24 protein-coding genes are annotated in these 25,380 nt (G+C 58.3%); 12 read left to right on the forward strand and 12 right to left on the reverse strand.

The window, feature by feature from the left end; all coding sequences use genetic code 11:
* Window positions 1-193: 193 nt before the first annotated feature.
* A complete protein-coding gene (putP, locus tag G5137_RS13305; protein ID WP_201986304.1) occupies window positions 194-1,711 on the reverse strand; it encodes a sodium/proline symporter PutP in 1,518 nt (505 codons plus the stop codon).
* Between the two features lie 325 nt (window positions 1,712-2,036).
* Between putP and G5137_RS13310 the strand changes: the two genes are divergently transcribed.
* Window positions 2,037-2,930 carry a VirK/YbjX family protein gene (locus G5137_RS13310; RefSeq protein WP_421255519.1) on the forward strand — a complete coding sequence of 298 codons (894 nt, stop codon included), beginning with the start codon at window positions 2,037-2,039 and terminating at the stop codon, window positions 2,928-2,930.
* Between the two features lie 69 nt (window positions 2,931-2,999).
* Here G5137_RS13310 and G5137_RS13315 read toward each other — a convergent pair whose 3' ends face one another.
* The 8 genes from G5137_RS13315 to G5137_RS13350 all read right to left on the reverse strand — a co-directional run bounded on the left by G5137_RS13315 (window position 3,000) and on the right by G5137_RS13350 (window position 11,129).
* A complete protein-coding gene (locus G5137_RS13315; RefSeq protein WP_270905581.1) occupies window positions 3,000-3,926 on the reverse strand; it encodes a L,D-transpeptidase family protein in 927 nt (308 codons plus the stop codon).
* A 186-nt stretch (window positions 3,927-4,112) separates the two neighbouring features.
* Entirely contained in the window at window positions 4,113-5,354 is a 1,242-nt protein-coding gene (locus G5137_RS13320; protein WP_270905582.1) for a mechanosensitive ion channel family protein, read from the reverse strand.
* 143 nt (window positions 5,355-5,497) lie between these two features.
* Window positions 5,498-6,697 (reverse strand): acetate kinase, encoded by a 1,200-nt coding sequence (locus G5137_RS13325; protein ID WP_005354534.1) that lies wholly within the window; start codon window positions 6,695-6,697, stop codon window positions 5,498-5,500.
* Window positions 6,698-6,971: 274 nt separating this feature from the next.
* Entirely contained in the window at window positions 6,972-7,442 is a 471-nt protein-coding gene (locus tag G5137_RS13330; protein ID WP_421206962.1) for a YhcH/YjgK/YiaL family protein, read from the reverse strand.
* Window positions 7,443-7,755: 313 nt separating this feature from the next.
* The gene (locus tag G5137_RS13335; protein WP_042084524.1) at window positions 7,756-8,862 is read right to left on the reverse strand and encodes a 1-acyl-sn-glycerol-3-phosphate acyltransferase; all 1,107 of its coding nucleotides are present in this window, start codon (window positions 8,860-8,862) and stop codon (window positions 7,756-7,758) included.
* Window positions 8,863-8,992: 130 nt separating this feature from the next.
* Entirely contained in the window at window positions 8,993-9,691 is a 699-nt protein-coding gene (locus G5137_RS13340) for an aspartate/glutamate racemase family protein (protein ID WP_421206960.1), read from the reverse strand.
* A gap of 125 nt (window positions 9,692-9,816) precedes the next feature.
* The gene (locus tag G5137_RS13345; RefSeq protein WP_040068358.1) at window positions 9,817-10,407 is read right to left on the reverse strand and encodes a LysE family translocator; all 591 of its coding nucleotides are present in this window, start codon (window positions 10,405-10,407) and stop codon (window positions 9,817-9,819) included.
* Between the two features lie 125 nt (window positions 10,408-10,532).
* Window positions 10,533-11,129: a LysE family translocator gene (locus G5137_RS13350; protein WP_421255520.1), complete on the reverse strand. Its 597-nt coding sequence runs from the start codon at window positions 11,127-11,129 to the stop codon at window positions 10,533-10,535.
* A 116-nt stretch (window positions 11,130-11,245) separates the two neighbouring features.
* Here G5137_RS13350 and G5137_RS13355 point away from each other — a divergent pair, with 116 nt between their 5' ends.
* The 3 genes from G5137_RS13355 (at window position 11,246) to G5137_RS13365 (ending at window position 14,930) form a co-directional block, all read left to right on the forward strand.
* On the forward strand, window positions 11,246-12,622 hold the full coding sequence (locus G5137_RS13355; protein WP_421255521.1) for a PLP-dependent aminotransferase family protein: 1,377 nt from the start codon (window positions 11,246-11,248) through the stop codon (window positions 12,620-12,622).
* Window positions 12,623-12,676: 54 nt separating this feature from the next.
* Window positions 12,677-13,144 carry a hypothetical protein gene (locus tag G5137_RS13360; RefSeq protein ID WP_421255522.1) on the forward strand — a complete coding sequence of 156 codons (468 nt, stop codon included), beginning with the start codon at window positions 12,677-12,679 and terminating at the stop codon, window positions 13,142-13,144.
* Between the two features lie 124 nt (window positions 13,145-13,268).
* On the forward strand, window positions 13,269-14,930 hold the full coding sequence (locus G5137_RS13365; RefSeq protein ID WP_421255523.1) for a hypothetical protein: 1,662 nt from the start codon (window positions 13,269-13,271) through the stop codon (window positions 14,928-14,930).
* Window positions 14,931-15,066: 136 nt separating this feature from the next.
* On the opposite strand, the gene G5137_RS13370 is transcribed toward G5137_RS13365, so the two are convergent.
* Window positions 15,067-15,480, reverse strand: a complete 414-nt coding sequence (locus G5137_RS13370) for a CBS domain-containing protein (RefSeq protein WP_005343339.1) — start codon at window positions 15,478-15,480, stop codon at window positions 15,067-15,069.
* Window positions 15,481-15,634: 154 nt separating this feature from the next.
* Here G5137_RS13370 and G5137_RS13375 point away from each other — a divergent pair, with 154 nt between their 5' ends.
* From G5137_RS13375 to G5137_RS13400, 6 genes are all read left to right on the forward strand, one after another.
* On the forward strand, window positions 15,635-17,545 hold the full coding sequence (locus G5137_RS13375; RefSeq protein ID WP_421255524.1) for an ABC transporter ATP-binding protein: 1,911 nt from the start codon (window positions 15,635-15,637) through the stop codon (window positions 17,543-17,545).
* Complete coding sequence (locus G5137_RS13380) at window positions 17,538-17,999, forward strand: DUF2390 domain-containing protein (RefSeq protein WP_421206952.1); 462 nt, start codon at window positions 17,538-17,540, stop codon at window positions 17,997-17,999. The genes G5137_RS13375 and G5137_RS13380 overlap by 8 nt, the downstream gene beginning before the upstream one ends.
* Window positions 17,993-18,862, forward strand: a complete 870-nt coding sequence (locus G5137_RS13385; RefSeq protein WP_158112824.1) for a 23S rRNA (adenine(2030)-N(6))-methyltransferase RlmJ — start codon at window positions 17,993-17,995, stop codon at window positions 18,860-18,862. Before G5137_RS13380 ends, G5137_RS13385 begins: the two co-directional genes overlap by 7 nt.
* A gap of 717 nt (window positions 18,863-19,579) precedes the next feature.
* Window positions 19,580-20,332 carry a DUF6602 domain-containing protein gene (locus tag G5137_RS13390; protein WP_421255525.1) on the forward strand — a complete coding sequence of 251 codons (753 nt, stop codon included), beginning with the start codon at window positions 19,580-19,582 and terminating at the stop codon, window positions 20,330-20,332.
* Between the two features lie 175 nt (window positions 20,333-20,507).
* Window positions 20,508-21,176: a hypothetical protein gene (locus G5137_RS13395; protein ID WP_421255526.1), complete on the forward strand. Its 669-nt coding sequence runs from the start codon at window positions 20,508-20,510 to the stop codon at window positions 21,174-21,176.
* 165 nt (window positions 21,177-21,341) lie between these two features.
* A complete protein-coding gene (locus G5137_RS13400; RefSeq protein WP_236351254.1) occupies window positions 21,342-21,869 on the forward strand; it encodes a hypothetical protein in 528 nt (175 codons plus the stop codon).
* Window positions 21,870-22,079: 210 nt separating this feature from the next.
* Here G5137_RS13400 and G5137_RS13405 read toward each other — a convergent pair whose 3' ends face one another.
* The gene (locus G5137_RS13405) at window positions 22,080-22,286 is read right to left on the reverse strand and encodes a hypothetical protein (RefSeq protein WP_421255527.1); all 207 of its coding nucleotides are present in this window, start codon (window positions 22,284-22,286) and stop codon (window positions 22,080-22,082) included.
* Between the two features lie 191 nt (window positions 22,287-22,477).
* Between G5137_RS13405 and G5137_RS13410 the strand changes: the two genes are divergently transcribed.
* Window positions 22,478-22,843 carry a DUF2061 domain-containing protein gene (locus G5137_RS13410; RefSeq protein ID WP_005343334.1) on the forward strand — a complete coding sequence of 122 codons (366 nt, stop codon included), beginning with the start codon at window positions 22,478-22,480 and terminating at the stop codon, window positions 22,841-22,843.
* Between the two features lie 185 nt (window positions 22,844-23,028).
* Window positions 23,029-23,625 carry an MliC family protein gene (locus G5137_RS13415; protein WP_064341585.1) on the forward strand — a complete coding sequence of 199 codons (597 nt, stop codon included), beginning with the start codon at window positions 23,029-23,031 and terminating at the stop codon, window positions 23,623-23,625.
* A 38-nt stretch (window positions 23,626-23,663) separates the two neighbouring features.
* Here the strand turns inward: G5137_RS13415 and G5137_RS13420 are convergent, their stop codons facing one another.
* Complete coding sequence (locus G5137_RS13420; RefSeq protein WP_201954278.1) at window positions 23,664-24,839, reverse strand: retropepsin-like aspartic protease; 1,176 nt, start codon at window positions 24,837-24,839, stop codon at window positions 23,664-23,666.
* Window positions 24,840-25,380 lie beyond the last annotated feature (541 nt).

The following is a 25,380-nucleotide window of genomic DNA, read 5'->3' on the forward strand; positions in this document are numbered from 1 at the left end:
CAGGCGGCCTAGTGTCCCATATTCGGTGCCAAGACAAAAGAAAGCGAGCACACGGGAGCCACCGGCCGAACATAAAAAAGTGCCCAAGAGTGAATCAGATAGCACAAAGCCCCGCCAAACCGGTGCAAGGATGGCCAACCAGGGCGCTCCTTGTCCGGGGGCGGGGCTCTCAATCAGAAAGCGGTAAGGGGGATCAGTTCACCGCGACCGGCTCTCCCGCGCTCTCGGCCGGGGTGTTGTACTCCTCCTCGGCATCGCGGAAACGCTCCAGCATCGCTTTTGAGGGCGCTTCGCCCAGCAGACTGCCCACCACGATGGCCAGCAGCGCAAACAGGAAGCCCGGGATGATCTCATACAGCCCCAGCCAGCCGAACTGCTTCCAGACGATGACGGTGATGGCACCGACCAGCATGCCGGCCAGCGCGCCGTTGCGGGTCATCCGCGGCCACAGCACGGAGAGCAGCACCACGGGGCCAAAGGCGGCACCGAAACCGGCCCAGGCGTAGCTCACCAGCCCCAGCACCCGGTTTTCCGGATTCATGGCGACGGCGATGGCAATCACCGCGATCAGCAGCACCATCAGGCGACCCACCCACACCAGCTCACGCTGAGAGGCGTTCTTGCGCAGGAAGGGCTTGTAGAGATCCTCGGTGATGGCGCTGGAGCAGACCAGTAATTGACAACTTAGAGTGCTCATCACCGCCGCCAGGATGGCGGAGAGCAGCACCCCGGCGATCCAGGGGTTGAACAGGATTTTGGAGAGCTCAATAAAGACCCGCTCCGGGTTGCCGGTCACTCCAGCCGCCACTTCCGGGAAGCGGGCAAAGTAGGCCAGGCCGAAGAAGCCGATGGCCACCGCACCAGCGAGGCAGAACACCATCCAGGTCATGCTGATACGGCGGGCATTGGCCATGGAGTGGTGGGAATCGGCCGCCATGAAACGGGCCAGAATGTGGGGCTGACCGAAGTAACCAAGACCCCAGGCCATCAACGAGATGATGGCGATCACATCCAGATTCTTGAACATGTCGAGGTTGGTGGCGCTCTTGGCGGCCACCTCGATCATGGCGCTGTCTATCCCGCCGACGGCGATGATGACGAAGACCGGGGTCAGGATCAGGGCGAAGATCATCAGGGTCGCCTGTACCGTATCGGTCCAGCTCACCGCGAGGAAGCCGCCGAAGAAGGTGTAGGTAATGGTGGCGGCGGCACCGACCCAGAGGGCGGTGTTGTAATCCATGCCGAAGGTGCTCTCGAACAGACGGGCACCGGCCACCACGCCGGAGGCGCAATAGATGGTGAAGAAGAGCAGGATCACTAGCGCCGAGAGAATGCGCAGCACCTTGCTGTGATCTTCAAAGCGGTAGGTGAAATAGTCCGGCAGGGTCAGGGCGTTGCGGTTCTTCTCGGTATGTACCCGCAGGCGACCCGCTACCCAGCGCCAGTTGAGGTAGGCGCCGATGACCAGACCGATGGCGATCCAGCTCTCGGAGATGCCGCTGACGAAGACGGCGCCGGGCAGCCCCATCAGCAGCCAGCCGCTCATGTCGGAGGCGCCGGCAGAGAGAGCGGTAACCCAGCTTCCCATCCGGCGGCCGCCCAGAATGTAGTCATCAAAGTTGCGGGTGGCGCGATAGGCGACGAAGCCGATCAACACCATTCCGAGGATATACACCAGGAAGGTGATTAACATGGGTGTGCTAGCTGTCATGCAAAACTCCGTTTTGTGTCATTTTCTGCCCGCTCTGGTGACGGGCTCATCCCTAAAAAACCGGCCTAGCTTAATCAGCCGTTCGCGCCAGCTCAACCACTTTTAACAAACACAAAACACAATAAAAACCTTTGCGCATCAAATCATCTGCCGCATCAAGAGGATGGCGCCAGATTTCCTGCCGTGGCCGTGACGGCCATATCGTCGCAACGGCGACTATTGAGCGTTATGTTTTCACATTTTGTTACTATCCATTTTTTACAAGCCGGCGCCCCGCTCCTACACTCCCCGCCCTGTCTCATCACTCCAGTCAGAGGTCGGCACCATGTCATCTCATCTGTCACACCTGCGAACCCTCGCCCGCCGCCTTCATCCGGTGGAGGAGTCGGGTCATCTCATCCGACGGGCCAAGTATGTGGGGCGTCTCTGGCTCAATCCTGGCGCCCGCGCCCTCTATCGCCAGCAGCAGGAGCAACCGCTGCTGGCGCAGGCGATCAGCCGCTTCCCCGATATTCTGGAAAAGCCGCTCCACCCCTATCGCCACAAGGGGCTCCGCAAGCGCCTGCGAGCCGGGCTTATCAGCGGCCACTACCAGCAGCTGGCACGTCAGCTGCCCAAGGCGCAACAACTGGCAATCTACAGCGGGCGCGGCCTGCTGCTGGCCCAGTGGCAGAGCGACAAGCTGACGGCCCCCCTCACCCTGCAACTGGATTACCAAACCCACATGGGCAAAGAGGGGGAGATGAGCCTGACCCTCAAGCTGGGTGACGCTGCGCTCTATTACATGGCCCTCAATCTGCGTCCCGCGCCAAACCCGACCCTCGAGATCTGTTCGCTGCAGGGCGGCAAGGGGCAGAGCGAGGAGATCAAGCTGGTCACCAAGGCGTGCGGCGGGCTGCGCCCTATGTCCCTGCTGGTCTATATGGCCGCCGAGCTGGCCCGAGGATTGGCGTGCAAGAGCCTGCTCGGGATCCGCACCCAAAGCCACGTCTATCAGTGCAGCAAGCGCACCGCCGATCGGGTCAAGTTCGATCTCGACGGCTTGTGGCAGGAGCATCAGGGCTGCGTGCAAGATGAACTCTGGATGAGCCTGCCGCTGGAAGTGCCCCGCAAGACGCTGGAGGAGATCCCCTCCCGCAAGCGGGCCAGCTACAAGGCGCGCTACCAGCTGCTCGATCAGCTCGGCAGCGAGCTGCAGGCAAATCTGCTGCGAAGCTGAGTCAACGCAGCAGAAACAAAAAGGGCGAACAGCTTGCTGTTCGCCCTTTGTCATGACGGGGATTTGCCCTTAGCGGTTGATCGCCATCGGCATACCGTTGCGCTGCTCCAGCGCCTGCTTCACCAGTTGGGAGTCGCTGTCGGCGTGGGCAATGAAGCGGGTCACCGCCGGAGTCATCGGCAGCGGTGCCGGCAGCTTGGAGTTGAACTCCTCTTCGCTACGCGACAGCGGCTGGTGCACTTCCAGATAACGAACGCCGTTGGGCTCGAGAGAGGCCTTGATCGGCTGGTTAACGAACTGGACGCGGGTACCGACCGGCACCTGCTTGAACAGGTACTCGATATCGTCGTTACGCAGCCGCACACAGCCGTGACTCACCCGCAGACCGATACCGAAGTTGGCATTGGTGCCGTGGATGGCGTACATCTTGCCGATATAGAGTGCAAACAGCCCCATGGGGTTGTCCGGGCCGGCCGGCCATACCGCTGGCAGGCTCTCGCCACGGGCGGCATATTCGGCATGCATCTTGGCAGTCGGGGTCCAGGTCGGGCCCGCTTTCTTGCGCTGCACGCTGGTCACCCAGTTTTCCGGGGTGTCGGTGCCGAGCTGGCCGATGCCGATGGGCAACACTTCTACCACCTTCTTGCCTTTCGGGTAGTAGTAGAGGCGCATCTCGGCCACGTTCAGCACAATGCCTTCACGAGGGGCATCCGGCAGGATGAGTTGCTGGGGGATCACCAGCTTCTCGCCGGTCTGTACCAACAGGGGATCCGCATCGGGGTTGGCCTCTATCATGTTGGTCAGCCCCAGCTGGAATTTGGCAGCAATGGCCTCCAGCGGCTGGCCATTCTCTTCGGCCGGAACCACATATTCCAGATTTTCCCCCACCAGACGGCTGTTGGCCGCAGGCAGAGCATATTCAACAGCGAAAACCGGCGCAGCGGTCAGCAGCAGGCTGTAGCAGAGTGTTGCCACACTATTGCGAAGGAGCTTCATAACTTTCCCATGATAATGACTGAATTGACATCTCTGAGCTGACGGCTGATCAGCAGAAGATCAGGGGCGCGAAGAGAAGGCCGCCATTTTTCTCCTCTGCTGACCAAATATCAACTGACAAGTGGTGACGGGTCGATGATTAATATGCGGATTATCCAACGCCCTCGACTCGCCCTCTCCCCCTGTTTATCCCCGTTGCCAGAGGCGCATATCATAACCTGTGGGAGATTGATGCAACCGCAGATGAAATTGCTCAATGATAGCGAAGATATGGTCGAAAATATCGGCTTGGATCCCTTCGTAATCAGCCCATGCGGTGGTCGCGGTAAAACAGTAAATTTCCAGCGGCAAACCGTCTGACGTGGGCGCCAGCTGGCGCACCATCAGGGTCATGTCCTTGCGAATGCCGGGGTGAGCACGCAGATAGGCATCCAGATAGGCGCGCAGGGTGCCGAGGTTGGTGAGGTGACGACCGTTGATAGGGCAGCTCAGGGCATCGCTCAGCTGCTGATTGTAGGCACTCAGCTCCTGCTCCTTGCGACTGAGATAGGGAGCCAGCAGTTGCGCCTGCTTGAGCTGCAACTGCTCCTCGGCCGTCAGAAAACGCACGCTGGTCATGTCGATATTGACGCTGCGTTTGATACGGCGGCCACCCGACTCGGTCATCCCCTGCCAGTTCTTGAAAGAGTCGGAGATCAGGGCATAGGTGGGAATGGTGGTGATGGTCTTGTCCCAGTTCGACACCTTGACCGTGGTGAGGCCAATATCGGTCACCTCGCCATCGGCGCCGTACTTGTCCATCTGCAGCCAGTCACCGACGCTCAGCATCCGGTTGGCGGAGAGCTGGATCCCCGCCACCAGCCCGAGGATGGGGTCCTTGAATACCAGCATCAGCACTGCGGTCATGGCACCCAGACCGCTGAACAGGAACAGCGGCGACTTGCCGAGCAGCAGGGCGATCATCAGGATGCCCACCAGAATGCTGCCTACCAGCTTGGCCCCCTGGAAGATGCCGCGCAGGGGCAAATCCCGACCAAGGCGGGTGTAACGGCTCACCGACAACAGGCAGTCGAGCAGGGCGAAGAAGGCCAGCAGCAGGAACAGCAAAATCCAGAGCTGGGCCACCATCTCGATAAGCTTGAGGCTATCCGATTGACGAGGCAGCCAGATCTCCGCCTGACCGAGCAGCACGGCCCCCTGCAACACGAAAGCGAGCCGGTTGAAGAGGCGCTGTTGCAGCTGGGGCGGCAGCCACACCTGCTTGGCCTTGCCGAGGATCCCCACCAGCCGGACCAGCAACACCCGGTGCAGCGCCATGTGCAGCAGCAACGAGGTGATGACGATAAAACCCAGCGCGATCACCAGCGCCATCAGGTTGGTCACTTCCACCCCAAGGCCAGACAACCAGTTAAAAAACGCCTCTTTCATTGCTCTCTCCCGAACCTGGCAGCCCGCTGGCTGCAAAAACAGTGGTGGTCAGGGTACCGCTCCCCTCCCCCATGTCAAATCGGTGAACGCCAGAAACGACAACGCCCGGCACTGGCCGGGCGTTGTTTCAAAGCGAGGCTGACTTAGCAGACCAGGCTCAGGGCATCGCGGGCGATGACCAACTCTTCGTTGGTCGGGATCACCATGGCGCAACGGCTGTCGGCGGTGGTGATGCGACCTTCGCCACCCAGTACTGCAGCGTTGTTGGCCTCTTTGTCCACCTTGAAGCCGAACAGAGCCAGACGGTTCAGCACCATCTCGCGCACCATGGCGGCGTTCTCACCGATACCACCGGTAAAGACCACGGCGTCCAGACGACCGTCCATCGCAGCGGCATAGGCACCGACATACTTGGCCACACGGTAGGTGAAGACATCCAGCGCGCGCTTGGCACCGGCGTCGGTGGCGTAGTTGGTGGTGACGTAACGGCAGTCGCTGCTCGCTTCGGTCATCCCCAGCAGACCGGACTCACGGGTCAGGGTGTGGTTGATCTGCTCCACGCTGTAACCGAGCTGGTCGTGCATGAAGAAGACCACGGCCGGATCGATATCACCGGAGCGGGTACCCATCGCCAGACCTTCCAGCGGAGTCAGACCCATGGAGGTGTCTACGGATTCGCCGTTCTTGATGGCGCAGACAGAGGCACCGTTACCCAGGTGGCAGTTGATGATGTTCAGTTCATTCAACGGCTTGCCCAGCTCTTTTGCGGCTTCTTCCGCAATGTAGCGGTGAGAAGTACCGTGGGCACCGTAACGACGAATACCGTGTTCGCGGTAGAGCTTGTGCGGCAGCGCATAGAGGTAGGCCTCTTGCGGCAGAGTCTGGTGGAAAGCGGTGTCGAACACGGCCACGTTCTTCTCGGACAGCTGCGGGAACACTTTCAGCGCGGCGCGAATACCGATGAGGTGGGCCGGGTTGTGCAGCGGGGCGAACGGAATGGCGGCTTCGATACCGGCGATCACGCCGTCATCAATGCGCACGGAGCGGGAGAACTGCTCGCCACCGTGTACGATTCGGTGACCGATGGCCACCAGTTGCTCGGCAAGAGTCGGATCCTGCGGCAGGATGTGACCCACGATATGGTCGAGGGCCTCCTGGTGAGCGGCACCCGCTCCCAGCATGGCTTCGCCCTTGACCCCGTGGAGTTTCCATTTGATACGTGCATCATCCAGATTGAAGCATTCGGCCAGGCCGGACAGCATGTCCTCACCTGTTTCGGCGTCCATTACGGCAAATTTCAGGGAAGAGCTACCGCAGTTAAGGATCAATACCAACTTGCTCATTTTCTACATCTTCCTGTGCTTCGGCTTTATGCCGACAGTGTCGTGTCATCCAAAAGAGGATGGGATTCCCCTGCCGGGGGCTTATGGTCGCAGGAGGGTGCGTCCAATTTTTCAATTCTTGCTCTTGAAAGAGTCATCGCAACCTGTGGTGCGTATCACTGGTTTCAATTCTTGCTCTTGAAAGAGTGATCGCAACTTGTGGTGCGTATCACTGGTTTCAATGCTTGCGAGTCTCAACGCATCAGCTGCGCAGGGCTCGCCTCAATGGGAATGCTCAGGCGATAGCCAGCAGATCCTTGTGTACCTTGACCACCAGCTTCTTCACCTTGGCGGGCTGGTTGAAGGTACAGAGCGGGCGGTGCAGCTCGCCCGGCCAGAAGATGGCAAAATCGCCCGGTTGCAGCGCCAGATAGCTGGTCTGCTCGTCCTCGACAAACCAGAGGTCGGGATGGGGATGGTCGGCGCCGTCGCTCACATAGTCGTGGGGGCCCACACCTATCCACTCTTCACCGCGCAGCAGCAACTGGATATCGAGATACTGCTGATGGAATTCGCCACGGCGATCCGCGGCTGGCTCGGTCAGATCTTCGCTCACCAGACAGAACAGGTTGAGGCCATCGATCTCGCTCTTGCCGAGCGGAGCGTCACCCCAGTGAGCCACGCTCTTCACCACCTCGGCCATGATGCGGGCCAGCGGGGCGGGCAGCGGCGTCCGCTGCAGGGTGTTCAGGCTACCGGTGATCATGGCGTCTGTTTCCTGTTAGGTATATCTGGGCGGCATCTTTGCCAGCCAATGAAAAAGGACCTGTGACAGGTCCTTCAATAATGCCGTCTGCAATCCGTGCAAACCGGTTTAGAGCTTTTGCTCATGTTCAGCTATATGGGCACTGTTACACACTCGTCAGCACCTTGCCAAGAGACATAATCCCATTTTCATAGTGATCGTACCAGCTGAAACCATATTATTCACCACCCTTTCCCCCTCGACTTTGACCAGACGCAAAAACGGGCGCATCAGCGCCCGTTTTTTCGCAAAACCGTTTAACAACCGGTTTCATTCAAGCCTTTTGGGCATTTTCCACCGGTTTGGCGTACATGGCCCGCCAGATCGCCTTGTGCTCTTCCGGCACCTCTGACTGACGGGTCAGGAAGGCCGCCTGCTCGATGGTATTGGCCTTGCCGGAGACATCGGCCGCCAGATAGTTGCTGGGGAACAGGTGGTAGCTGCTCCAGATCGCCTTGTCGATCAGCGCGGCCAGTTCGTCCGGATCGCTGAAGCCCTCGGTGATCGGCGCGCCGAAGGAGACATGTACCCGCCCCTTCATGCCGACGATACCGGCGACGATACTCTCGATATCCTCGAACTCGCCCTTCTCATAGCTGCCGTTGACCGACTTCTCGTAGAGCTCGCGCGCCTTCGCCTTGTCGGTCGGATCCAGCTCGTAGCTGATGCTGACCGGCACGATATTGAGGCTGCGCATGTAGTCGACGAAGTCGATCTTCTGCTTCTTGCCGTCGACGTAGAACATCTTGAGGATGGCGGGATCTGTCTTGTCATCGCCATTCTTGGCGCGTCCTTCCTTCTGGGCGATCCAGATGGAGTGACCTTCGTGAACCGAGTTGCCGATATAGGCAGACAGCTCGCCGAGCGCCTTCATCATCTCCCGCGGCCCCTTGGCGGAGCGTTTGACGATAAAGCTCTTGTTGAGCTTCATCAGCTCGGTGGCGCAGGGTTTGCGCAGCAGGTTGTCACCGATGGCGATGCGCACGGTATCGAAACCGTGGGTGTGCAGCCCCCAGTTGACGAACGCAGGATCCATGGCGATGTCTCTGTGGTTGGAGACAAACAGATAGCCCTGCTCTTTCTTCAGATGCTCGATCCCGGAGAAGGTCACCCCCTTGGTAGAGGTGGCGATCATGCGGGACATGTACCGGGTGACCCCCATCTGGACCTGATGCACCGTGGTCACTTTTGACCATTTACGGCGCAGAAACAGGCGGATCATCGGGCGAATGGCCCAGCCCAGCCAGCTCATCAGGGAACCGAAACGATACTTGGCGATGGCGCCGATAAATTCATCATCCTGGATCAGCCGTTCGATGGCTGCCGGCACTTCTTCATCGCGGTAGGGGCGAATATCCGCGAATCTATCTACTTCAGTCACAATGTCAGCCTTGCATGCTAGGAAACCGCAGCCAACCCGTGTTGGCCGGGGAAAATTCAGGGCGCAATTTTACACGCTTTTATGGCAAGGGGTATGAGACAAGCATGAATAGTGAGATCTGACCAGTTAATTAATCGGAGCAGAGCGCCAGTGCCACGGCGGCCTCGGCATGGATGGCAGTGGTGTCGTAGAGCGGCACCGCCGCCCGGGCATCGCCCACCAGCAGGGCAATCTCGGTGCAACCGAGGATCACCGCCTCGGCACCAGCATCCACCAGCGCCTCGATAATGGCCAGATACTCGGCCCGCGACGATTCACGGGTCTCCCCCAGACAGAGCTCGTCATAGATGATCCTGTGTACCCGCTCCCGCTCAGCTTCGGCAGGCACCAGCACCGCCAACCCGAAGCGATCCTGCAAGCGCCCTTTGTAAAAATCCTGCTCCATGGTGAAGCGGGTGCCGAGCAGGCCGACTCGGGTGATCCCGTCAGCCCGCAATTTGGCCGCGGTGGCATCGGCGATATGGAGCAACGGGATATCGATGGCGGCCTCAATCTCGGGGGCGACCTTGTGCATGGTGTTGGTGCCGATCAGCAAGAAATCGGCGCCGCCATCCTGCAACTTGCGCGCCTCCGCCGCCAGCAAACGAGCGGTAGCGGGCCAGTCACCGGCATGCTGCAACCGCTCGATACCGGCAAAATCGACGCTGTTGAGCAGCACCCGCGCCGAGTGCAAACCGCCGAGCTGTGCCCGCACCCCACGGTTGAGCGCCTGATAGTAACTGACGGTGGACTCCCAGCTCATGCCACCCAACAGACCGATACATTTCATAGGAACTCCTTCATTCCAAGGGAGGGCAGAACCACGCCACCTTGCAGGCAAGGTCACGCAGGCGAGATAAAAAAGGCCCCGCAGGGCCAACAAGACAGCCGGTAAAGGCCCGGGTCAACCCCGGGCTAAATCCAGATCATCCCGACACAGGCGGCCGTCGCCAGCCCCATGCCGAGATTGAAACGCCGCCAACCCCGGGCAGTGCGAATGATTTGCCGCACCTGGGCACCAAACAACACCCAGAACGCCCCGGTGTAGAGGCCGGTAATAAAGAAGATCACCAACACCCAGAGCGCGGAGGGCCAGTAAGCCTCCCCCGCCAGAGTGAAACCGCTGATGGCGGAGAGCGCCATCATCCATGCCTTGGGGTTGAGCAGTTGCAGCATGGCCCCCTGATGGGCGGGAATGAGCGGACGGTTGCCCTCGGCCGGGCCGCTGGCGGTCGCCACCTTCCACGCCAGCCAGAGCAGATACGCCGAGCCGATAATCTTGAGGCCATCGTGCAGCAGCGGCACCTTCTCGAACACCACGCCAAGCCCCAGCGCGGTAGCGAGGATCATCAGATTGATCCCCCCCACCACCCCCACCAGCAGGGGAATCGTGCGGCGAAACCCCTGCGCCGCCCCGGCGCTGGTGAGCAACATGTTATTTGGCCCCGGCGTGCCGCAGGTAACCAGGGCAAACCCCGCCAGGGGCAGTAACCAGTTCAGATCCATCTCAACCTCTTGTCGATTCAACGCCCCCGTTATGGGGAAAGCCTTCTAATATGCAGAGCCAACCCCGTGGCGACAAGTCAGAAATGCCTCTTTCTCGGCCACCTCCCCCTCCAGCGCAACACGGCTCAATACCAGAGCATCACCACACAGAGTGCCGTCAGCAGGCCGAGAGAACCGTTGAGTCGCCGCCAGCCCCGATCCGAGCTGATCCAGTTGCTCAGCTGATGGCCGAACAGTACCCAGACAAAGCAGACCGGCAGGGCCACCAGCGCAAACATGACCATCACCGCCAGCTGACTCGACCAGTAACTGGCGCCGGGCAGGCTGAAGAGACTGATGGCGGAGATCCCCATCATCCACGCCTTGGGATTGAGGAACTGAAAGCTCAGTCCCTCCAGCATGGTCAACGGGCGCGCGCGCCGAGCCGGATCCCCCGGCGCCCCGGCCACCGCGATACGCCACGCCAACCACAGCAGATAGAGGCTGCCGAAGATCTGCAAACCGAGCCGTAGCAGGGGCCAGCGCTCGAACAGCGGATAAAGCCCCAGCGCCAGCACCAGTTGCAACACCGGCTGCCCCAGCCCCACCCCGAGCAGATGTGGCAGAGTGCGACGCACCCCGAAGTTGGCGCCGGAGGCCGTCAGCATCAGGTTGTTGGGCCCCGGCGTACCGCAGGTGAGTACGGCAAAACCGAACAGGGTAACATACCACTCCATCGTCATATTGTGACTCCTTACTCGCTGAATTGTATCGATACAATGCAAGCTATTTGATTGTTATCAGGCTGAAATTCACGCTATATTGACAACAAATTTGGATCAATGGATTTATTGTCACCATGACAATCTGGACGCCCGACCTTGCGGCCTTCGATGGCCCCCTCTACCTCAAGCTGGTCAAAGCAATCGAACAGGGGATCGCGAATGGCGAGCTGCCACCGCAGACCCGATTGCCTACCCACAGATCCCTGGCGGATCGTCTGGGTGTCACCGTAGGCACCGTCACCCGCGCCTACAGCGAGGCGGAGCGGCGCGGCCTGCTGGCCGCCCGGGTGGGCCACGGCACCTGGGTCAAGCGAGCGAACACGGATCCCGCCAATGAGTGGGTGATCCGTCAGGAGGAGGGGCTCCGCATCGAGCTGTGGCAGAACCTGCCGGTGCAGCTGGATCGGGCGGCCATCATTCGCCCCAAGCTGGGGGAAGTGGCGGACGGGGATCTCAACGCCCTGCTCGGCTACGACAAGGAGGCGGGACGACCGGATCAGCGCCAGCAGTTCGTCAACTGGCTGGCGGAGCAAGGGGTGGCCTGTAGTGAGGATCGCCTGCTGTTCAGCCACGGCGCCCAGCACGGCATCATGCTGGCGCTGCTGGCGACCAGCTGCGTGGGGGAGACCATCCTGTGCGAGGGGCTGAGCTACCCCGGTATGCTGGGCAATGCCCGCCAGCTGAAGAATCAGGTGGTGGGACTGGCGATGGACGAGGAGGGGCTGCTGCCCGAGGCGCTGGACGCCGCCTGCCGCACCCGCCGGGCCAAGCTGCTCTACCTCACCCCGACCCTGCAAAACCCCACCACCGCCATCATGAGTCTGGCGCGGCGGGAGGCCATCGTCGCCATCGCCCGTCGCCACGATCTGCTGATCATCGAGGATGACGTCAACGGCCTGCTGCCCCAGCAACCTGTGATCCCTCTGGTCAATCTGGCGCCGGAGCGGGTCATCTATCTGGGCAGTCTGGCCAAGATCGCCTGCGGCGGCCTGCGGGTGGGCTTCGTGCTGACGCCCCCTGCCCTGCGCAGCGCCTTCGCCCAGACCATGCGGCTGTCGAGCTGGATGGTGAGCCCGCTGTTGATCGAGCTCGCCTGCAAAATGGTCAGTCAGCGCCAGATCATGCCGCTGGTCGAGCAGCAGCGGGAAATCCTCAAACGCCGTGGCGAACTGCTGCGCCACCTGCTGCCTGCCGCCCGCTGGCAGCCGGGCAGCATGCACGCCTGGCTACCGCTGCCGGAGCCCTGGCGCAGCCAACAGTTTGCTGCCGCCGCCGATGCTCTTGACGTTGGCGTGGCGAGCGGGGAACACTTCGCCGCCGGTCAGTTTGCCGCTCCGCAAGGGGTGCGCCTGAGCCTGAGCCAACCCGCCACCGATGCCCGGGTCGGCGAAGGGCTGGCCCGTCTGGCGCAGCTGCTGCAGGGGACGCCCCCGAGCAATCCCCTGCTATAGTCAGGGCCAGCCGACCTGACCTTCACGCTTCATCGTCATTGCCAAGGAGATGCCGTGCCCCCCATCAGAGCCGCCCTGCTGATTGCCACCCTGTTGCTGGGTGGCTGCGCCTCGTCAACGACCCACCAGCAGCTGGGGGCCGCGCTCAATGGACTGGAAGGGGAGTTGCAACGGCTGGAAGAGGAGCTGGCGGCCATGAACGGCCTGCACTATCAAAAGGCGATCGATGCACCGCTCAGTTTGCGCCGTGCGCTCGGGGCGCCGCAGCCCACGCCAGAGGGGCTGGTGCCGGTGGCCAGCAAGCTGGAAGATGGGCCGATCCTGCGCTATCAATACCGCCTGCCAGCGGGTATGACGAGTCTGCCCCAAAACAACCTCTGCCAGCGCTACGAGTTCGAGCTGCGCCATCTGGGCCGCCTCGGCAAGCTGGAATTAAGCTGGCAGGGGGAACAGGGGAGTGGCTCACACCAGATCCGTCAAACAGAGTGTGTCTTTCTCACCGAAGCACATAAATCCCGGTAACCGCCTATAATGCCCTTCCTCGTCTCGCGCCGACTACTGTCACTTTTCCTCCCCCGCAGAGTTGTCGCTATGTTCCTCTTGGGTCTAATCTGATCTACTCGTGGAGTATTGAAAGGACGCGTGCATGACGATACTGCTGCTCGAAGAGGATCCACTGCTCCGTAGCGCCATCACTCGGGAACTGACCGAACAGGGTATCCCTGCTGAACGGATCCACCACCACAGCCACCCAGGTCAGGAACGCAGCGGTCTGCTCACCCTGCTGCAACAACAGCCATTCGATGCCATTATCTGCCAGCAAAATAGACAACTGGGGCATGACGGCGCCCGCCTGCTGCATGAAGCACACTACCTCGGCCTGCTACAACCCGCCTGCGTACTACTGTTGATGGATGCAGACCAGAACGAGCAGGATTTTCTCCCCTCTGACCTCTACTTCTCCCTCCATCTGCCACTCCCCTTCATGACTGGGGAGCTCACAACTGCGCTCAAGCAGTTGACACAACTGAGCAGGATGACCCACACCCTCGCCCCTCCAACCCTGCTGCGGGAGTGGAAACTGGCGACCGCACTCTGTGAAGACCTGCTCTATCAACGGGACAACCGACCCCTTGCCCCCTGGCTGGATCGGTTCAAGGGTTACCTGCTGCTGCAGTCCAGCGAACAGCTCACTGCCGCCCAGCATTATGCCCTGTGTGCCAACGAGTATCGGGCAAGCTGGCCGAGGGCCGGATTGTTCTACGCCATGTTGGGATTGGGCAAACTGCAGAGTGCCGAAACCGACTTGCAGCGTCATCAAACCATATTGCCGACCGCCACCCGACTGGAGCTGCAACTCGCCAGTCAGTTGCACCAACATCAGTGGCAGGCAGCCTGGGAGACCATGGTGCAGTTGCAACAAGTCCGCCCCCATCAACCCCGCTGGCATCAGCTGGCCATGATGCTGGGACTATTACAGCAAGACGAGAGGAAGGTGCTGGAACAAGCCAGTACCCTGAATCTTCACCATTTCAGTGAACAGCGCGTCCGGCTGGCCATCGACCACTTCATGATCAGCGCCATGCTGGCGGTGCTGTGGCATACACCATCCAGCAACCGGATCCGCTCCCTGCAACAGGAGTGGGCCCATCTGAAGCGAACAGTGAACCTGCCCGCGCAGGAGTTCGAGCTGCTGCAAGCACTGATGCAGGGATTGGATTACCGCTTCGACGAGGCGCTGATCCTGATCGCCCACCATCAACCCAGCCAGGCGAGCGAGAACCATCTCACCCTGTTATTGGGCTTTGCCGTCTGTCAGTTTTGTGGCCTGCCCCACCATGCCCAGCGCTATCTGGCGCAGCTTACACACTACCGTGACCGTGTCGCCCCCCACCCCCTGACCCGTCAGCTGTTTCACCATCTGCTAACGGAACTGGGCCAACAGCTGACGGCGCGGGAGCAGCGCCTGACCAGCTTGCGCCAAACCCGTCATCAAGGGATACAAAAAGGTGACTATCAACTGGCACTGCAGGCCGGCTTGCAACTGCTGGAGGAATTTCCCGCCCTGCCCGGCGATGCCTGGCAACTGCTGGAGCTGCTACAGCACAGCTGGCCGGCGGGCATGGCGGCCCCCAGGGTTGCGCTGCTGGTCGATACCCTGGAGCGGCGCCTCAAGCACAGCCCTGCGTTTCTGGATCAACATGCCCAGCAGTATCAGCGTACTCTGCACGAGATCCGCACTCACTTGCAGCCGCACCTCTCCGGCAGCGCCCCCGTCAGCCTGGGCAAGGGGCCCCCGGAATCATGATGAGGCTGGCCTGTGCCGCCAGCCACATAAGAGAGAGGGGAGCCTTGGCTCCCCTCTATTCATTTCGTGTAACCTTATGGCCCTCAAGAACGAGCACAAGCAGATACGGTGACAGATGACTGTTAAGTCCCCGGGCTCAGCCCAGCGCGTCACTCTCCAGCGCGACCTTGAGAAAATCTTTCCAGCTGATGATGCCGACCAGGGCGCCATTCTCCAGCACAGGCAGACAGGAGACCCCCTTCTCCAGCATCAGCTTGACGCCGTCGCGCACGGTGAGATGGGGAGCGATGGTGACGAGCTGACGACTCATGATCTGGTGGGCACGCTTGTTGAGGGTTTCGGTATCGCGGCTCATCTCGGCTTCGGAGTCGAGATAGGGGCTGATGGCGCGGAACAGATCCCGATCCGAGATGACCCCCACCAGTTCCTCCTCTTCCAGCACCAGCAGGTGGCGAAAGTGTGCCTGCTCGAAGATATCCCTGATGACTCGGAGTCGATCATCCATTGAAACGGTGGCGACCCGGGTCGTCATAATATCCCTGATATGCATGCTAACCTCCCGTTACCAAACTGGTTTCTCTGTTATGGCATGTTTTTACGATGCCAGCCAGTGGCAAGCCCCTCACCAAAGTGCAAATCTGCGTCATTTCACGTAAGATCCGCGCCAGTTTTTCTCCTCCATTTTGAGCAAGCAGATCCCACCCATGATAGTTGCCAGTCAAATCGAACTGATCCGCGGCGGCCGCAAGCTGCTGGACAACGCCTCCGCCACCATTCACCCCGGCCACAAAGTGGGTCTGGTGGGCAAAAACGGCTGTGGCAAGTCCACCTTTTTTGCACTGGTACGGGGCGAGCTGGCCATCGACAGCGGCACCTTCAGCCTGCCCGCCGGTTGGCAGATTGCAGGCGTCGCGCAGGAGACCCCAGCGCTGGACTGCTCCGCCCTCGACTACGTGATCGACGGCGACAAGGAGTTCCGCTCGCTGGAAGCCCAGCTGGTGCAAGCCGAGCAGGATGACAATGGCCTGTTGGTAGCCGAGCTGCACGGTCGCCTCGATACCATAGGCGCCTACAGCATTCGCGCCCGCGCCGCCGAACTGCTGCACGGCCTCGGTTTCAGCGACGAGCAGCTCAGCTCGCCGGTGCGCAGCTTCTCCGGTGGCTGGCGCATGCGTCTGAACCTCGCTCAGGCGCTGCTCTGCCGCTCCGATCTGCTGCTGCTCGATGAACCGACCAACCACCTGGATCTCGATGCGGTAATCTGGCTGGAGAAGTGGCTCAAGGGCTATCAGGGCACGCTGGTGCTTATCTCTCACGACCGCGATTTCCTCGATTCTGTCATCAGCCGCATCATCCATATCGAGAACGGCAAGCTCAACGAATACACCGGCGGCTACTCCGACTTCGAACTGCAGCGCGCCGAACATCTGGCCCAGCAGCAGTCGATGTACGAGAAGCAGCAGCGGGAGATGTCCCACATGCAGGCGTATGTGGACCGCTTCCGCTACAAGGCCTCCAAGGCCCGTCAGGCCCAGAGCCGCCTGAAAGCGATGGAGCGGATGGAGAAGATCCTGCCCGCCCACGCCGACTCGGAATTCAGCTTCGAGTTTCGCGAGCCGTCGGCCCTGCCGACCCCGCTCATCGCCATGGAGAACCTCTCTGCCGGTTACGGCGACAAGGTGATCCTGGAGAAGATCAAACTCAATCTGGTACCGGGTTCGCGCATCGGTCTGCTCGGTCGCAACGGCGCCGGTAAGTCGACCTTTATCAAGATGCTGTCGGGCTCCAACCCGCCGCTCTCTGGCAAGCTCGAAGTGAGCGCCGGGGTGAGCATCGGCTACTTCGCCCAGCATCAGCTGGAGACCCTGCGTCTCGATGATTCCCCGCTCGATCATCTGGCCCGCCTCGCGCCGGACAAGACCGAGCAGGAGCTGCGCAACTATCTGGGCAGCTTCGGTTTTCACGGTGACAAGGCGCTCGACAAGGTGGCGCCCTTCTCCGGCGGCGAAAAAGCGCGGCTGGTGCTGGCGCTGATCACCTGGCAAAAGCCCAACCTCTTGCTGCTCGATGAACCGACCAACCACCTGGATCTGGAGATGCGCCACGCCCTCACCATGGCGCTGCAAGGCTTCGAAGGGGCCATGGTAGTGGTCTCCCACGACCGTCACCTGCTGCGCACCACCACCGACGACTTCTATCTGGTACACGGTGGCCGGGTCGAGCCGTTCGACGGCGATCTGGACGATTACCACAAGTGGCTCGGCGAGCAGGAGAAAGAGGCCAACGCCAAACCGGCCGATGGCCCCGTCTCTGCCAACTCGGCGGTGGCTCGCAAGGATCAGAAGCGGCGCGAGGCGGAGTTCCGCCAGCAAACCCGCCCCCTTCGCCAGAAGCTGGAAAAGCTCGAAGCGAGCATGGAGAAGCTGCAAGGCAAGCTTGGCGACATCGAGAGCCAACTGTCCGACCCCGCCATCTACGAAGAGAGCGCTAAAACCAAGCTCTCCGAGCTGCTCAAATCCCAGGGCCCCCTCAAGGAGCAGCTGGAAGAGGTGGAGCTGGAGTGGATGAGCCTCTCCGAAGAGCTGGAAACCATGGAGCAGGCCTTCTTTGCGTGACGAACAGCTGATGGCCAGCGAGCGGGTCGCGGTCCACGAATTGCCGACGCCGATCGGCTTCTGGCACTGGAGCGGCAAGGTCTATGGTGAGCGCAGCCAGGATTGGCTCACCGTGCAGGAGCAGGGGGGCAACGTCAATCTGGCGCTGCTGCTGCACCGGCTCGATCAGCTCGGCATCGTGGTCGATCTCACCGATCTGCAACCGGCGCTGGTGCAGACCGAGGCGGTGCTGACCCCGTGGCGCGCCCTGCGCCAGAGCGCCAAGACGCGGCTCGACGAGCAGCAGTATCAGTCGATGCTGGCCCACGAACTGGAGCTGGAGCGGCTGCAACAGGGCGTCCTGTTGCAGACCCTGCGCAGCCTCTCCCTATTTCGCGGCAACAGCCGCAATTTGTTGAACTATCTATCGTTACTGGGTGTCCAGCAGGGCCCCCTCAGAGATCTAATATGCTGAGCTACCGCCACGCCTTTCACGCCGGCAACCATGCCGACGTGCTGAAACACGCCGTTCAGGCCCTGATCATCGAGTCCCTCAAGAAGAAGGAGAAACCCTTCATCGTGCTGGACACCCATGCCGGTGGCGGTCTCTACGACCTGCGCGGCGACTGGTCCCAGAAGAAGGCCGAGTATGCCGACGGCATCGGCCGCCTGTGGGACGAGCGGGCCCAGTGGTCTGCCCTGGCCCCCTATCTCGGCGTCATCGAGGAGATGAACCCCGCTCAAGAAGGAAACAGCGGTGAGCTGCACTACTACCCCGGCTCGCCGGAGCTCTCCCGTCGCCTCACCCGCGAGCAGGACAAGCTGGCGCTGATGGAGCTGCACAACAACGAGGTCGAAGACCTGCGCGCCAACATGGGTTACGACCCTCGCGTCGCCGTGCACCACCGTGACGGCTTCGAGGGGCTGATCGCCCTGCTGCCACCGACCCCGCGCCGCGGGCTGGTGCTGATCGATCCGCCCTATGAGCTCAAAGAAGATTACTTCGCCGTGGTCGATACCCTGAAAAAGGCGCAGAAACGCTGGGCGACCGGCATCTACGCCCTCTGGTATCCGATCCTCGGGCAAGAGGCGGACAAATCCCGCGACATGCTGCGCGCCATCAAGCGGGAGAACTTTGGCAACGTGCTGGTGGCCGAGCTGGAAGTGGCCGGTCAGACTGCCGACTGGGGCATGAACGGCTCAGGCATGCTGATCATCAGCCCGCCCTGGATGCTGGACGAGCAGATTGAAGCGTTCCTGAAACCGCTGTGCGCCAAACTGGCGCAGGGTGCAGGCGCCCAGTACAAGGTGGAGTGGCTCAACAAGGCCGCAGAGTAGGCCCGGTCAACGCGCCAGCAAGTCGCTCACCCAAGCCGTTCACAGTGGCGGCATGGCCAGCAAAGAGAAGCCCCGTTCAGGGGCTTCTTGTTTTTTACCCGCTACCGCTTTACCCACTCACTCTTTTCCCCACTAACGGTTTTCCTCACCAATGGCGGCCACGCATCCCATCTGCACACCAGATCAGTCGTTATTGACCAATTAGTCGATCCAGATCAGAAATCGGCCATCTGGCCCTTTCCCTCCGCCTGCCCGCCACTAATATACCCGATTGGCAACAAAGCCTCGTAGGAGTCACCCCATGAGCCATGTCAACCCCATCCCGTTGGTTAAACGCAGCAGACTGGAAGCTGAAATTCAGGGGCGGTAGCCATGCCGGATGGAATGGATAAGCGAACGTTGCCCACGACTACCCAGTCAACATATGACGGCCTCATTTTTATTTCTGACCTGCTCACGCAGGCGTGATCTGGCGGCGCTTGCCAAGAGTTCGCTGAGTACTTATTTTTTATACCGTAGTAACGGTGGCGCAAAAAGAGGAAGTCAAGCGAATACGCCCAGCATGCGAAGAAAGCTGATGACGTTATGATTTAATGGTTGTTTTTACTTGGCGGCAATGAAAATGTTACGGAGTTATATGGAATGCTCTGCTAACGGATTAGTGCCGCCTTCTATCTAATCACTGTTAGCCGACTTGTCATAGAATAGGTACTTTAAATGACCATATATCAAGACTTTTTTAGGGCAAAAGTGATTGGAGCAATCACTGAAGCTAAAGCTGCGAGCAAGCTGACACATCAAGGTGTAAAGGGGACAGTGTTAGAGATTCTGATTTCCAAATTATTTCGGCCGCTATTGCCAGCAGATATCGGTGTGGGAACTGGACAGGTTGTTGAACAAGCAACGGGGAAAATGTCGAATCAGATTGACATTATACTTTATGACAAATCCATATTGCCTCCGGTGTTGTTTGATGAAACCACAGGTATTTTCCCAATTGAAGCTGTTTTATACGTAATTGAAGTGAAAACAAAACTGACAATGAAAGATCTAAGAGTTGCTCATGACAGCGCTTCTTTTTTGGAAACATTTAGCTTTCTGCCAGGTTTTTTTGACCAAAATGGCCAAGCAATTCAAACGCCAGCGGTAAGTCCAATTAGTGTTCTATTTGGTCTTGATAGTACATTAACCGGTAGCCAAATTTCGGAAGCTGAGCGATATAAATCGTACTATGGGGAGATAAATCGGCCTAGTATAAAAGCTATTTGCATTGCAGGAAAAGGTTATACGTGGATGGAAGGGTTTGAGTTTTGGAAGCACTTTCCTGCGTCAGATGATTATGATGAAATACTAGCATTCATTGGTGGTATTACTAACACATATAAAGATATAGCCGCATATCGAGGACAGCCAAAACTAGGTCATTACATCATTCCAGACAAACAAGCTGTTCGAGGGATTGATGTTTAACTCCAGCATATTCGGCTAACAAACTGCTTAAGAGGGATTCGCAATGCTTGGCATTTTTAGGATGCTTTGGGTTTTGTGATTAAGTTGGTGTGCGGTAGCTTTCCTAGTGCATTGCTCACCCCTTAGCAGGGTGTTAGGCGCCAGAAAAGTTTCAAATTATTTTAAGGATTAAAAAATGAATAAAAATATAGTGATTGAAGATCATGTTGTACCTCAACTATTCACTACGGCCATAGAGGCTTACGAGTTTGAACATAAGGCGCATAAAAATGGTAAATCGCATAAAAACTTGGAGACCTTCGGGTTGTTATGGGGTTATTCGATTCCTCAAAAAGGAAATTTACCCGCTCGGGTAGTAGCTACAATGGCTACAGTGGAGACATCTGCTTTAAGACATCAGGATTGGGTTCAGCCTGATTTAAATTCAATAATCGCGAAAAAACGCTTTTTCGAAAAATATTGGCCAAATATCGAATTAGTAGGAACGTTCCACTCTCACCCATACGCTAACTTGACTGAGGTAAACGAAGTGAAAGGCTGGCGAGCATCTCCAGGAGATGAAGGATTTTGGCCTTGGTTCCATAAAATTGTGTCACCTGAACAACCTTTGTTGGCTCACTTGATTGTTACGATTACTAAACTTGAAAAAAAAGGTTGGGCATATCCGGATCGCCTTAAAGGAACAGAAGAGCTTAAAGGATATGCGCTCTCGGCCGAAGACAGGAAGCTCTGGTTGCGCTCATACGCCACTGAGTTACATATGTCTGATAACAATGAAGAAAATTTTGAATATGCAGATGATTTGCAATTAGAAATCCCTTCGCTCCAAAATAGGTTCTGGTAAAGCGCCTAACAAACCACATCACAAATCTGGGACACCCACCTTTTTGAGCAAGACGTAGCATAGCCCGAACCCAAAAGATGGGTGTCCAAGGTCTTAAAGTAGAGCAAATAGCCTCATGACCGAAATGCGTTGAAATGTGCATGAAGTACTGAAATCGAGGAAAAAATGAAGAACCTGATACCTGTAGTTGCCAGTGCATTTTTGATAGCTGGTTGCCAATCCAACCCTTCCCAGAACACACCTGCATCGGGAATTGAGTTCGCACATGACAAATTCAGCGTTCTCATGGTTTCGGTTGATGACACATTTGATTTTCCGAGAGGTAAGTTTTTCCGCTCCTCCTATGCTATCCAGGAAAAATTAACGGTCAAATTGCCTGGTGTTGTGGGCATCTATGCTGACTTCTTCGACCACTGCCTGAATACCGGCAATAAACCGCAGATTATCGATGGCGTCGCGCTAGTCTGCCGATCTGATCAGGTCAATCTTTATGCCGTTATCGCTGTAGAGGCTGGCAGGACAGCGTGGCTGCAAGTCGTTGAACCGAGTGACATGAGTTTACAGATAAGTGCACAAGAGCTTGCTGACTATGCAATGAATAATTTTGCCAATTATGTTGAGGCTGATGTGAGCAGTACCAAGCGGCTGCTTGGCACCAGCTCTCTTTACAAAAACGTTCCCGATTGGCCGTAACAAAGTAACGGGAGTATAAGAAATGCAGCAAATCTCCAAATCTGGGACAAATCTGGGACACCCACCTTTTTGAGCAAGGCGTAGCAGAGCCCGAACCCAAAAGATGGGTGTCCAAGGTCTTCTGCTCACCGAGTTCAAAAGCAAAAGCCCCATCACGGGGCTTTTTCTATTGGTGCGGCCGGTGTGTGCGGCAGCCTGAACCAGCCCGCCCTATGAGCGGACAGGCAGATCCTGTTTCAGCGCAACCAGCAACAGGGCCAGCAGGCCAAAGGGCGGAAACAAGCAGAGCAGGGAGCAGATAAGGGTGATCAGCGCCGGATGCTCGCTCTTGCGGCGCGCCAGTCGCCAGGCGATGACGCCGACGATGACCATCAGCAACGCAATGAACTGGCCAAGCAGGGTGACATTGATATTCATGAAAGATCCTTTTTCATGGGCAAGTGTGAAGAACCTGTACTTTATCGCCTTGGTTGCGATTGGCAACCGCTGAACCGCACCGGCCACTCGCCCGTTGATAGGTTCTCTCTATTTCGGCAATAGATGAGAATAGTTTTCATTTAATCTCATTTCGGCGGATACTCTCATCATCAACAGAGGGAGCCGTCATCATGAAAAAGACCATCAGCTTTGCCATTCTGCACTTCGGTGTCGCCTTTACCGTGGCTTACCTGCTGACCGGTGAGCTGCTGACCGCCAGCCTGATCGCCCTGATCGAGCCCGCCGTCAACACGGTCGCCTTCTACTTTCATGACCTTGGCTGGCACAAGCTCAAACCAAAGCACAGCCTGCAGGCCAAGACCAGCAGCTTCGCGGTGGTCCATTTCTCGGTGGCCTTCGGGGTGGCCTTCCTGCTGAGCGGCGAGCTGCTCACCGGTGGTGTGATGGCGATGATCGAACCGGCCATCAATACCGTGGTGTTCTTCTTCCACGAGCGGCTGTGGCGCGCCCGCAGTCAACAACTGGCGCTGGCCTGATCGACCGGGCAACCCGCCTACCCTTTATCGCGGCCACAAAAAGCCCGACATTCCGGCCAGGAGTGTCGGGTTTTTCCGCTTTGCAGCCATTCAGCTGTGCAAGTGCGCTCAGCTCCCCTGCTGCATTGCCCTGTAGAGTGTGCTGTAGTAGGCAGATATGCCCTCCTCATTGCTGGAATCTATCGATGAACAAGACCTTGCTTGCCACCCTGCTGTTTGCCCCTCTGCTGGCCAGCGCCGCAACCCCCTCCTTTGACTGCACCAAAGCCTCCGGGTCGGTCGAAACCCTGATCTGCAAGGATGCCGGACTGGCCGCCCTTGATAACGAACTGGCGGCCCTCTACCCCAAGGCGATTGCCGCGCTCTCTCCCGAACAGCTCAAGACCGAGCGCGCCATGCAGCGCGGCTGGATCAAGGGTCGCAACGACTGCTGGAAGGGGCAGGATCTGCGCCAGTGTGTGGAGGATAACTACCTGCTGCGGATCACCGAACTGCAGATCAGCGGCGGCCAGCTGATGGTGCCGGCTCCGGTCAACTACAAGTGCGGCAAGAGCGTCACTCTCTCTACCTACTTCTATAACGATGCCAAGCTGCCCGCCGCGGTGATCAACCTGAGCGAGGGTGACAAGCAGCAACAAGTGCTCGCCTATGAAGCCCCCAGCGCCAGCGGCGCCCGTTATGAAGGGCAAAACCTCACCTTCTTCACCAAGGGGGACGACGCCACGCTGGAGCGTTACGGCCAGCCAACCCTCACCTGCATGGAAAATCCGACCAAGGGCTGAGGCTCATAGGGGCGGCTCATCTTGCCGCCCCACCTTGACTAGATGGCGATATCCAGCGGTTTTCCTTCCCGCACAATCCGCAACTTGAGCGACCCCGGCTTGCTGGTGCTGAGCAGTTCACGCACCTTGTCGATCTCGAGGGGACGATAAGCCACCCCGTTGATCTGCTCCAGAATGTCGCCGTTGGCCAGACCATAGGGGGCAAGATCCCGTTCGTCGCTGTAGTAGACCTGCAGATGCTCGCCATCAAAACGCACCCCGATATTGCGCAGGATTGGCGGCACTTTGCGCGCCAGGCTGTCAGCGTCGTAGCAGAGCATCATCCGCCCGGGCATGATCGCAAAGCGATTGAAGCGGTTAACAAAATCCAGCCCCAGACCATACTGCTCATTGCTGTTTTCAGACACGCGCAGCTCACCGAGCTGGCGCTCATCAAAGTGCAGGCCGGTGAGGATATGGTCACGCCCCTCCACCATACCGCTGGCGTCCACCCCTTTGCGTGGCATCGCATCTTCGCCAGAGATCGCCTTCTGGCTGGCCATAAAGTCGATAAAGGCATGGTCGGCATAGCTCTGATCGGCCCCGGTATCCAGATACATGCGCACGCTGCTCTCGCCGTGGGTCAGATACACTGCCGGGGAACGGTTGTAGCTGTCTTCATAGCCGATGCAACGCTCGAAGGTGGCTGCCGACGGTGCCGTCAGCGAAGCCGTGAGCTGATGCCTGTCGTGATCAAACACCCAGTTGAAACGGCGGATGGTGTCGATCCCGAGGATGCCATCGATACGGCTACCGAGAGACTGGGAGATGAGATCGAAATCAACTGTTGCCCACAGATCGCTGTCATCAATGGTGACCGACCCCAGCGAGAAGGGCTGCGGCTCAACAAAGCCAAGCTGCTCGCTGCCCAGTTGGCTCGACACGCTGCTCACAGTGGCAAAATCAGCCTGATAGGCCCTGGGCAATTCGCTTAAGGTCAGCGCCTTGAAACGGCTGGCCAGACGACGATCGATAAAGGTGATACTGGCCCCGGTATCGAGCAAAAACTGGTACTGCTCACCCGCTATGGTGACGGGGATCAGGGGGGCGCTTTCGTAATGCACTGTCAGCACCGGGCCGGGTGCATTGTGCTTGGTGGATGAATCCGGGGCTGTGCAGCCTTGGACGACGAACAGGGCCAACATGGCCAGCGCCACTTTGAACTGCGACTTCATAACTCTCCTTCCCGATAGCAGATGCCCCCGCAACGCCACCGCATAATGCTATCTTGTTGATTTGTAGATAAATAAGCTATTTCAGCGGGGAGCGCGGACAATAACAAAGAGTTTTATGCTGGTTCAAGCCAGATATGACCATGAATATTCTATGGAGATAATTCAAGAATGGTTGTTCACGCTATCTCGGCGCGTCATCAATCGTGGGCGACATTTGATTAATTTATTGATCTTGCACAGAAAATCTCAATATTGAGCTTTCTCTCCACAGCGCCATGGTTAATATTGCCATTTGGCAACACTTGCCTCGTCGGAGTCTCCCATGAGCCATGCCAACCCCATCCCGTTGGTGAAACGCAGCAGACTGGAAGCTGAAATTCAGGGGCGGTAGCCATGCCGCTATTTGCCATGACTAACGTCATACTGATTTTCTATACAGTCGCAATTGTTGTGTAAAAAGAAGAGGTCCATCGAATACGACCAGCTTCAGAGGCAGGAACTTAACCAATTGATTTAAAATATAATTTTCGGAGTGCCATAT

It is taken from the genome of Aeromonas sp. 600282 (assembly GCF_049175755.1).
GTDB lineage: Bacteria > Pseudomonadota > Gammaproteobacteria > Enterobacterales > Aeromonadaceae > Aeromonas > Aeromonas veronii_A.

Coding starts and splice junctions, on each gene's coding strand:
- putP (WP_201986304.1), bottom strand. CDS start 1,711: ATGACAGCTAGCACACCCATGTTAATCACCTTCCTGGTGTATATCCTC.
- G5137_RS13310 (WP_421255519.1), top strand. CDS start 2,037: ATGTCATCTCATCTGTCACACCTGCGAACCCTCGCCCGCCGCCTTCAT.
- G5137_RS13315 (WP_270905581.1), bottom strand. CDS start 3,926: ATGAAGCTCCTTCGCAATAGTGTGGCAACACTCTGCTACAGCCTGCTG.
- G5137_RS13320 (WP_270905582.1), bottom strand. CDS start 5,354: ATGAAAGAGGCGTTTTTTAACTGGTTGTCTGGCCTTGGGGTGGAAGTG.
- G5137_RS13325 (WP_005354534.1), bottom strand. CDS start 6,697: ATGAGCAAGTTGGTATTGATCCTTAACTGCGGTAGCTCTTCCCTGAAA.
- G5137_RS13330 (WP_421206962.1), bottom strand. CDS start 7,442: ATGATCACCGGTAGCCTGAACACCCTGCAGCGGACGCCGCTGCCCGCC.
- G5137_RS13340 (WP_421206960.1), bottom strand. CDS start 9,691: ATGAAATGTATCGGTCTGTTGGGTGGCATGAGCTGGGAGTCCACCGTC.
- G5137_RS13345 (WP_040068358.1), bottom strand. CDS start 10,407: ATGGATCTGAACTGGTTACTGCCCCTGGCGGGGTTTGCCCTGGTTACC.
- G5137_RS13350 (WP_421255520.1), bottom strand. CDS start 11,129: ATGACGATGGAGTGGTATGTTACCCTGTTCGGTTTTGCCGTACTCACC.
- G5137_RS13355 (WP_421255521.1), top strand. CDS start 11,246: ATGACAATCTGGACGCCCGACCTTGCGGCCTTCGATGGCCCCCTCTAC.
- G5137_RS13365 (WP_421255523.1), top strand. CDS start 13,269: ATGACGATACTGCTGCTCGAAGAGGATCCACTGCTCCGTAGCGCCATC.
- G5137_RS13370 (WP_005343339.1), bottom strand. CDS start 15,480: ATGCATATCAGGGATATTATGACGACCCGGGTCGCCACCGTTTCAATG.
- G5137_RS13375 (WP_421255524.1), top strand. CDS start 15,635: ATGATAGTTGCCAGTCAAATCGAACTGATCCGCGGCGGCCGCAAGCTG.
- G5137_RS13385 (WP_158112824.1), top strand. CDS start 17,993: ATGCTGAGCTACCGCCACGCCTTTCACGCCGGCAACCATGCCGACGTG.
- G5137_RS13390 (WP_421255525.1), top strand. CDS start 19,580: ATGACCATATATCAAGACTTTTTTAGGGCAAAAGTGATTGGAGCAATC.
- G5137_RS13395 (WP_421255526.1), top strand. CDS start 20,508: ATGAATAAAAATATAGTGATTGAAGATCATGTTGTACCTCAACTATTC.
- G5137_RS13400 (WP_236351254.1), top strand. CDS start 21,342: ATGAAGAACCTGATACCTGTAGTTGCCAGTGCATTTTTGATAGCTGGT.
- G5137_RS13405 (WP_421255527.1), bottom strand. CDS start 22,286: ATGAATATCAATGTCACCCTGCTTGGCCAGTTCATTGCGTTGCTGATG.
- G5137_RS13410 (WP_005343334.1), top strand. CDS start 22,478: ATGAAAAAGACCATCAGCTTTGCCATTCTGCACTTCGGTGTCGCCTTT.
- G5137_RS13415 (WP_064341585.1), top strand. CDS start 23,029: ATGAACAAGACCTTGCTTGCCACCCTGCTGTTTGCCCCTCTGCTGGCC.
- G5137_RS13420 (WP_201954278.1), bottom strand. CDS start 24,839: ATGAAGTCGCAGTTCAAAGTGGCGCTGGCCATGTTGGCCCTGTTCGTC.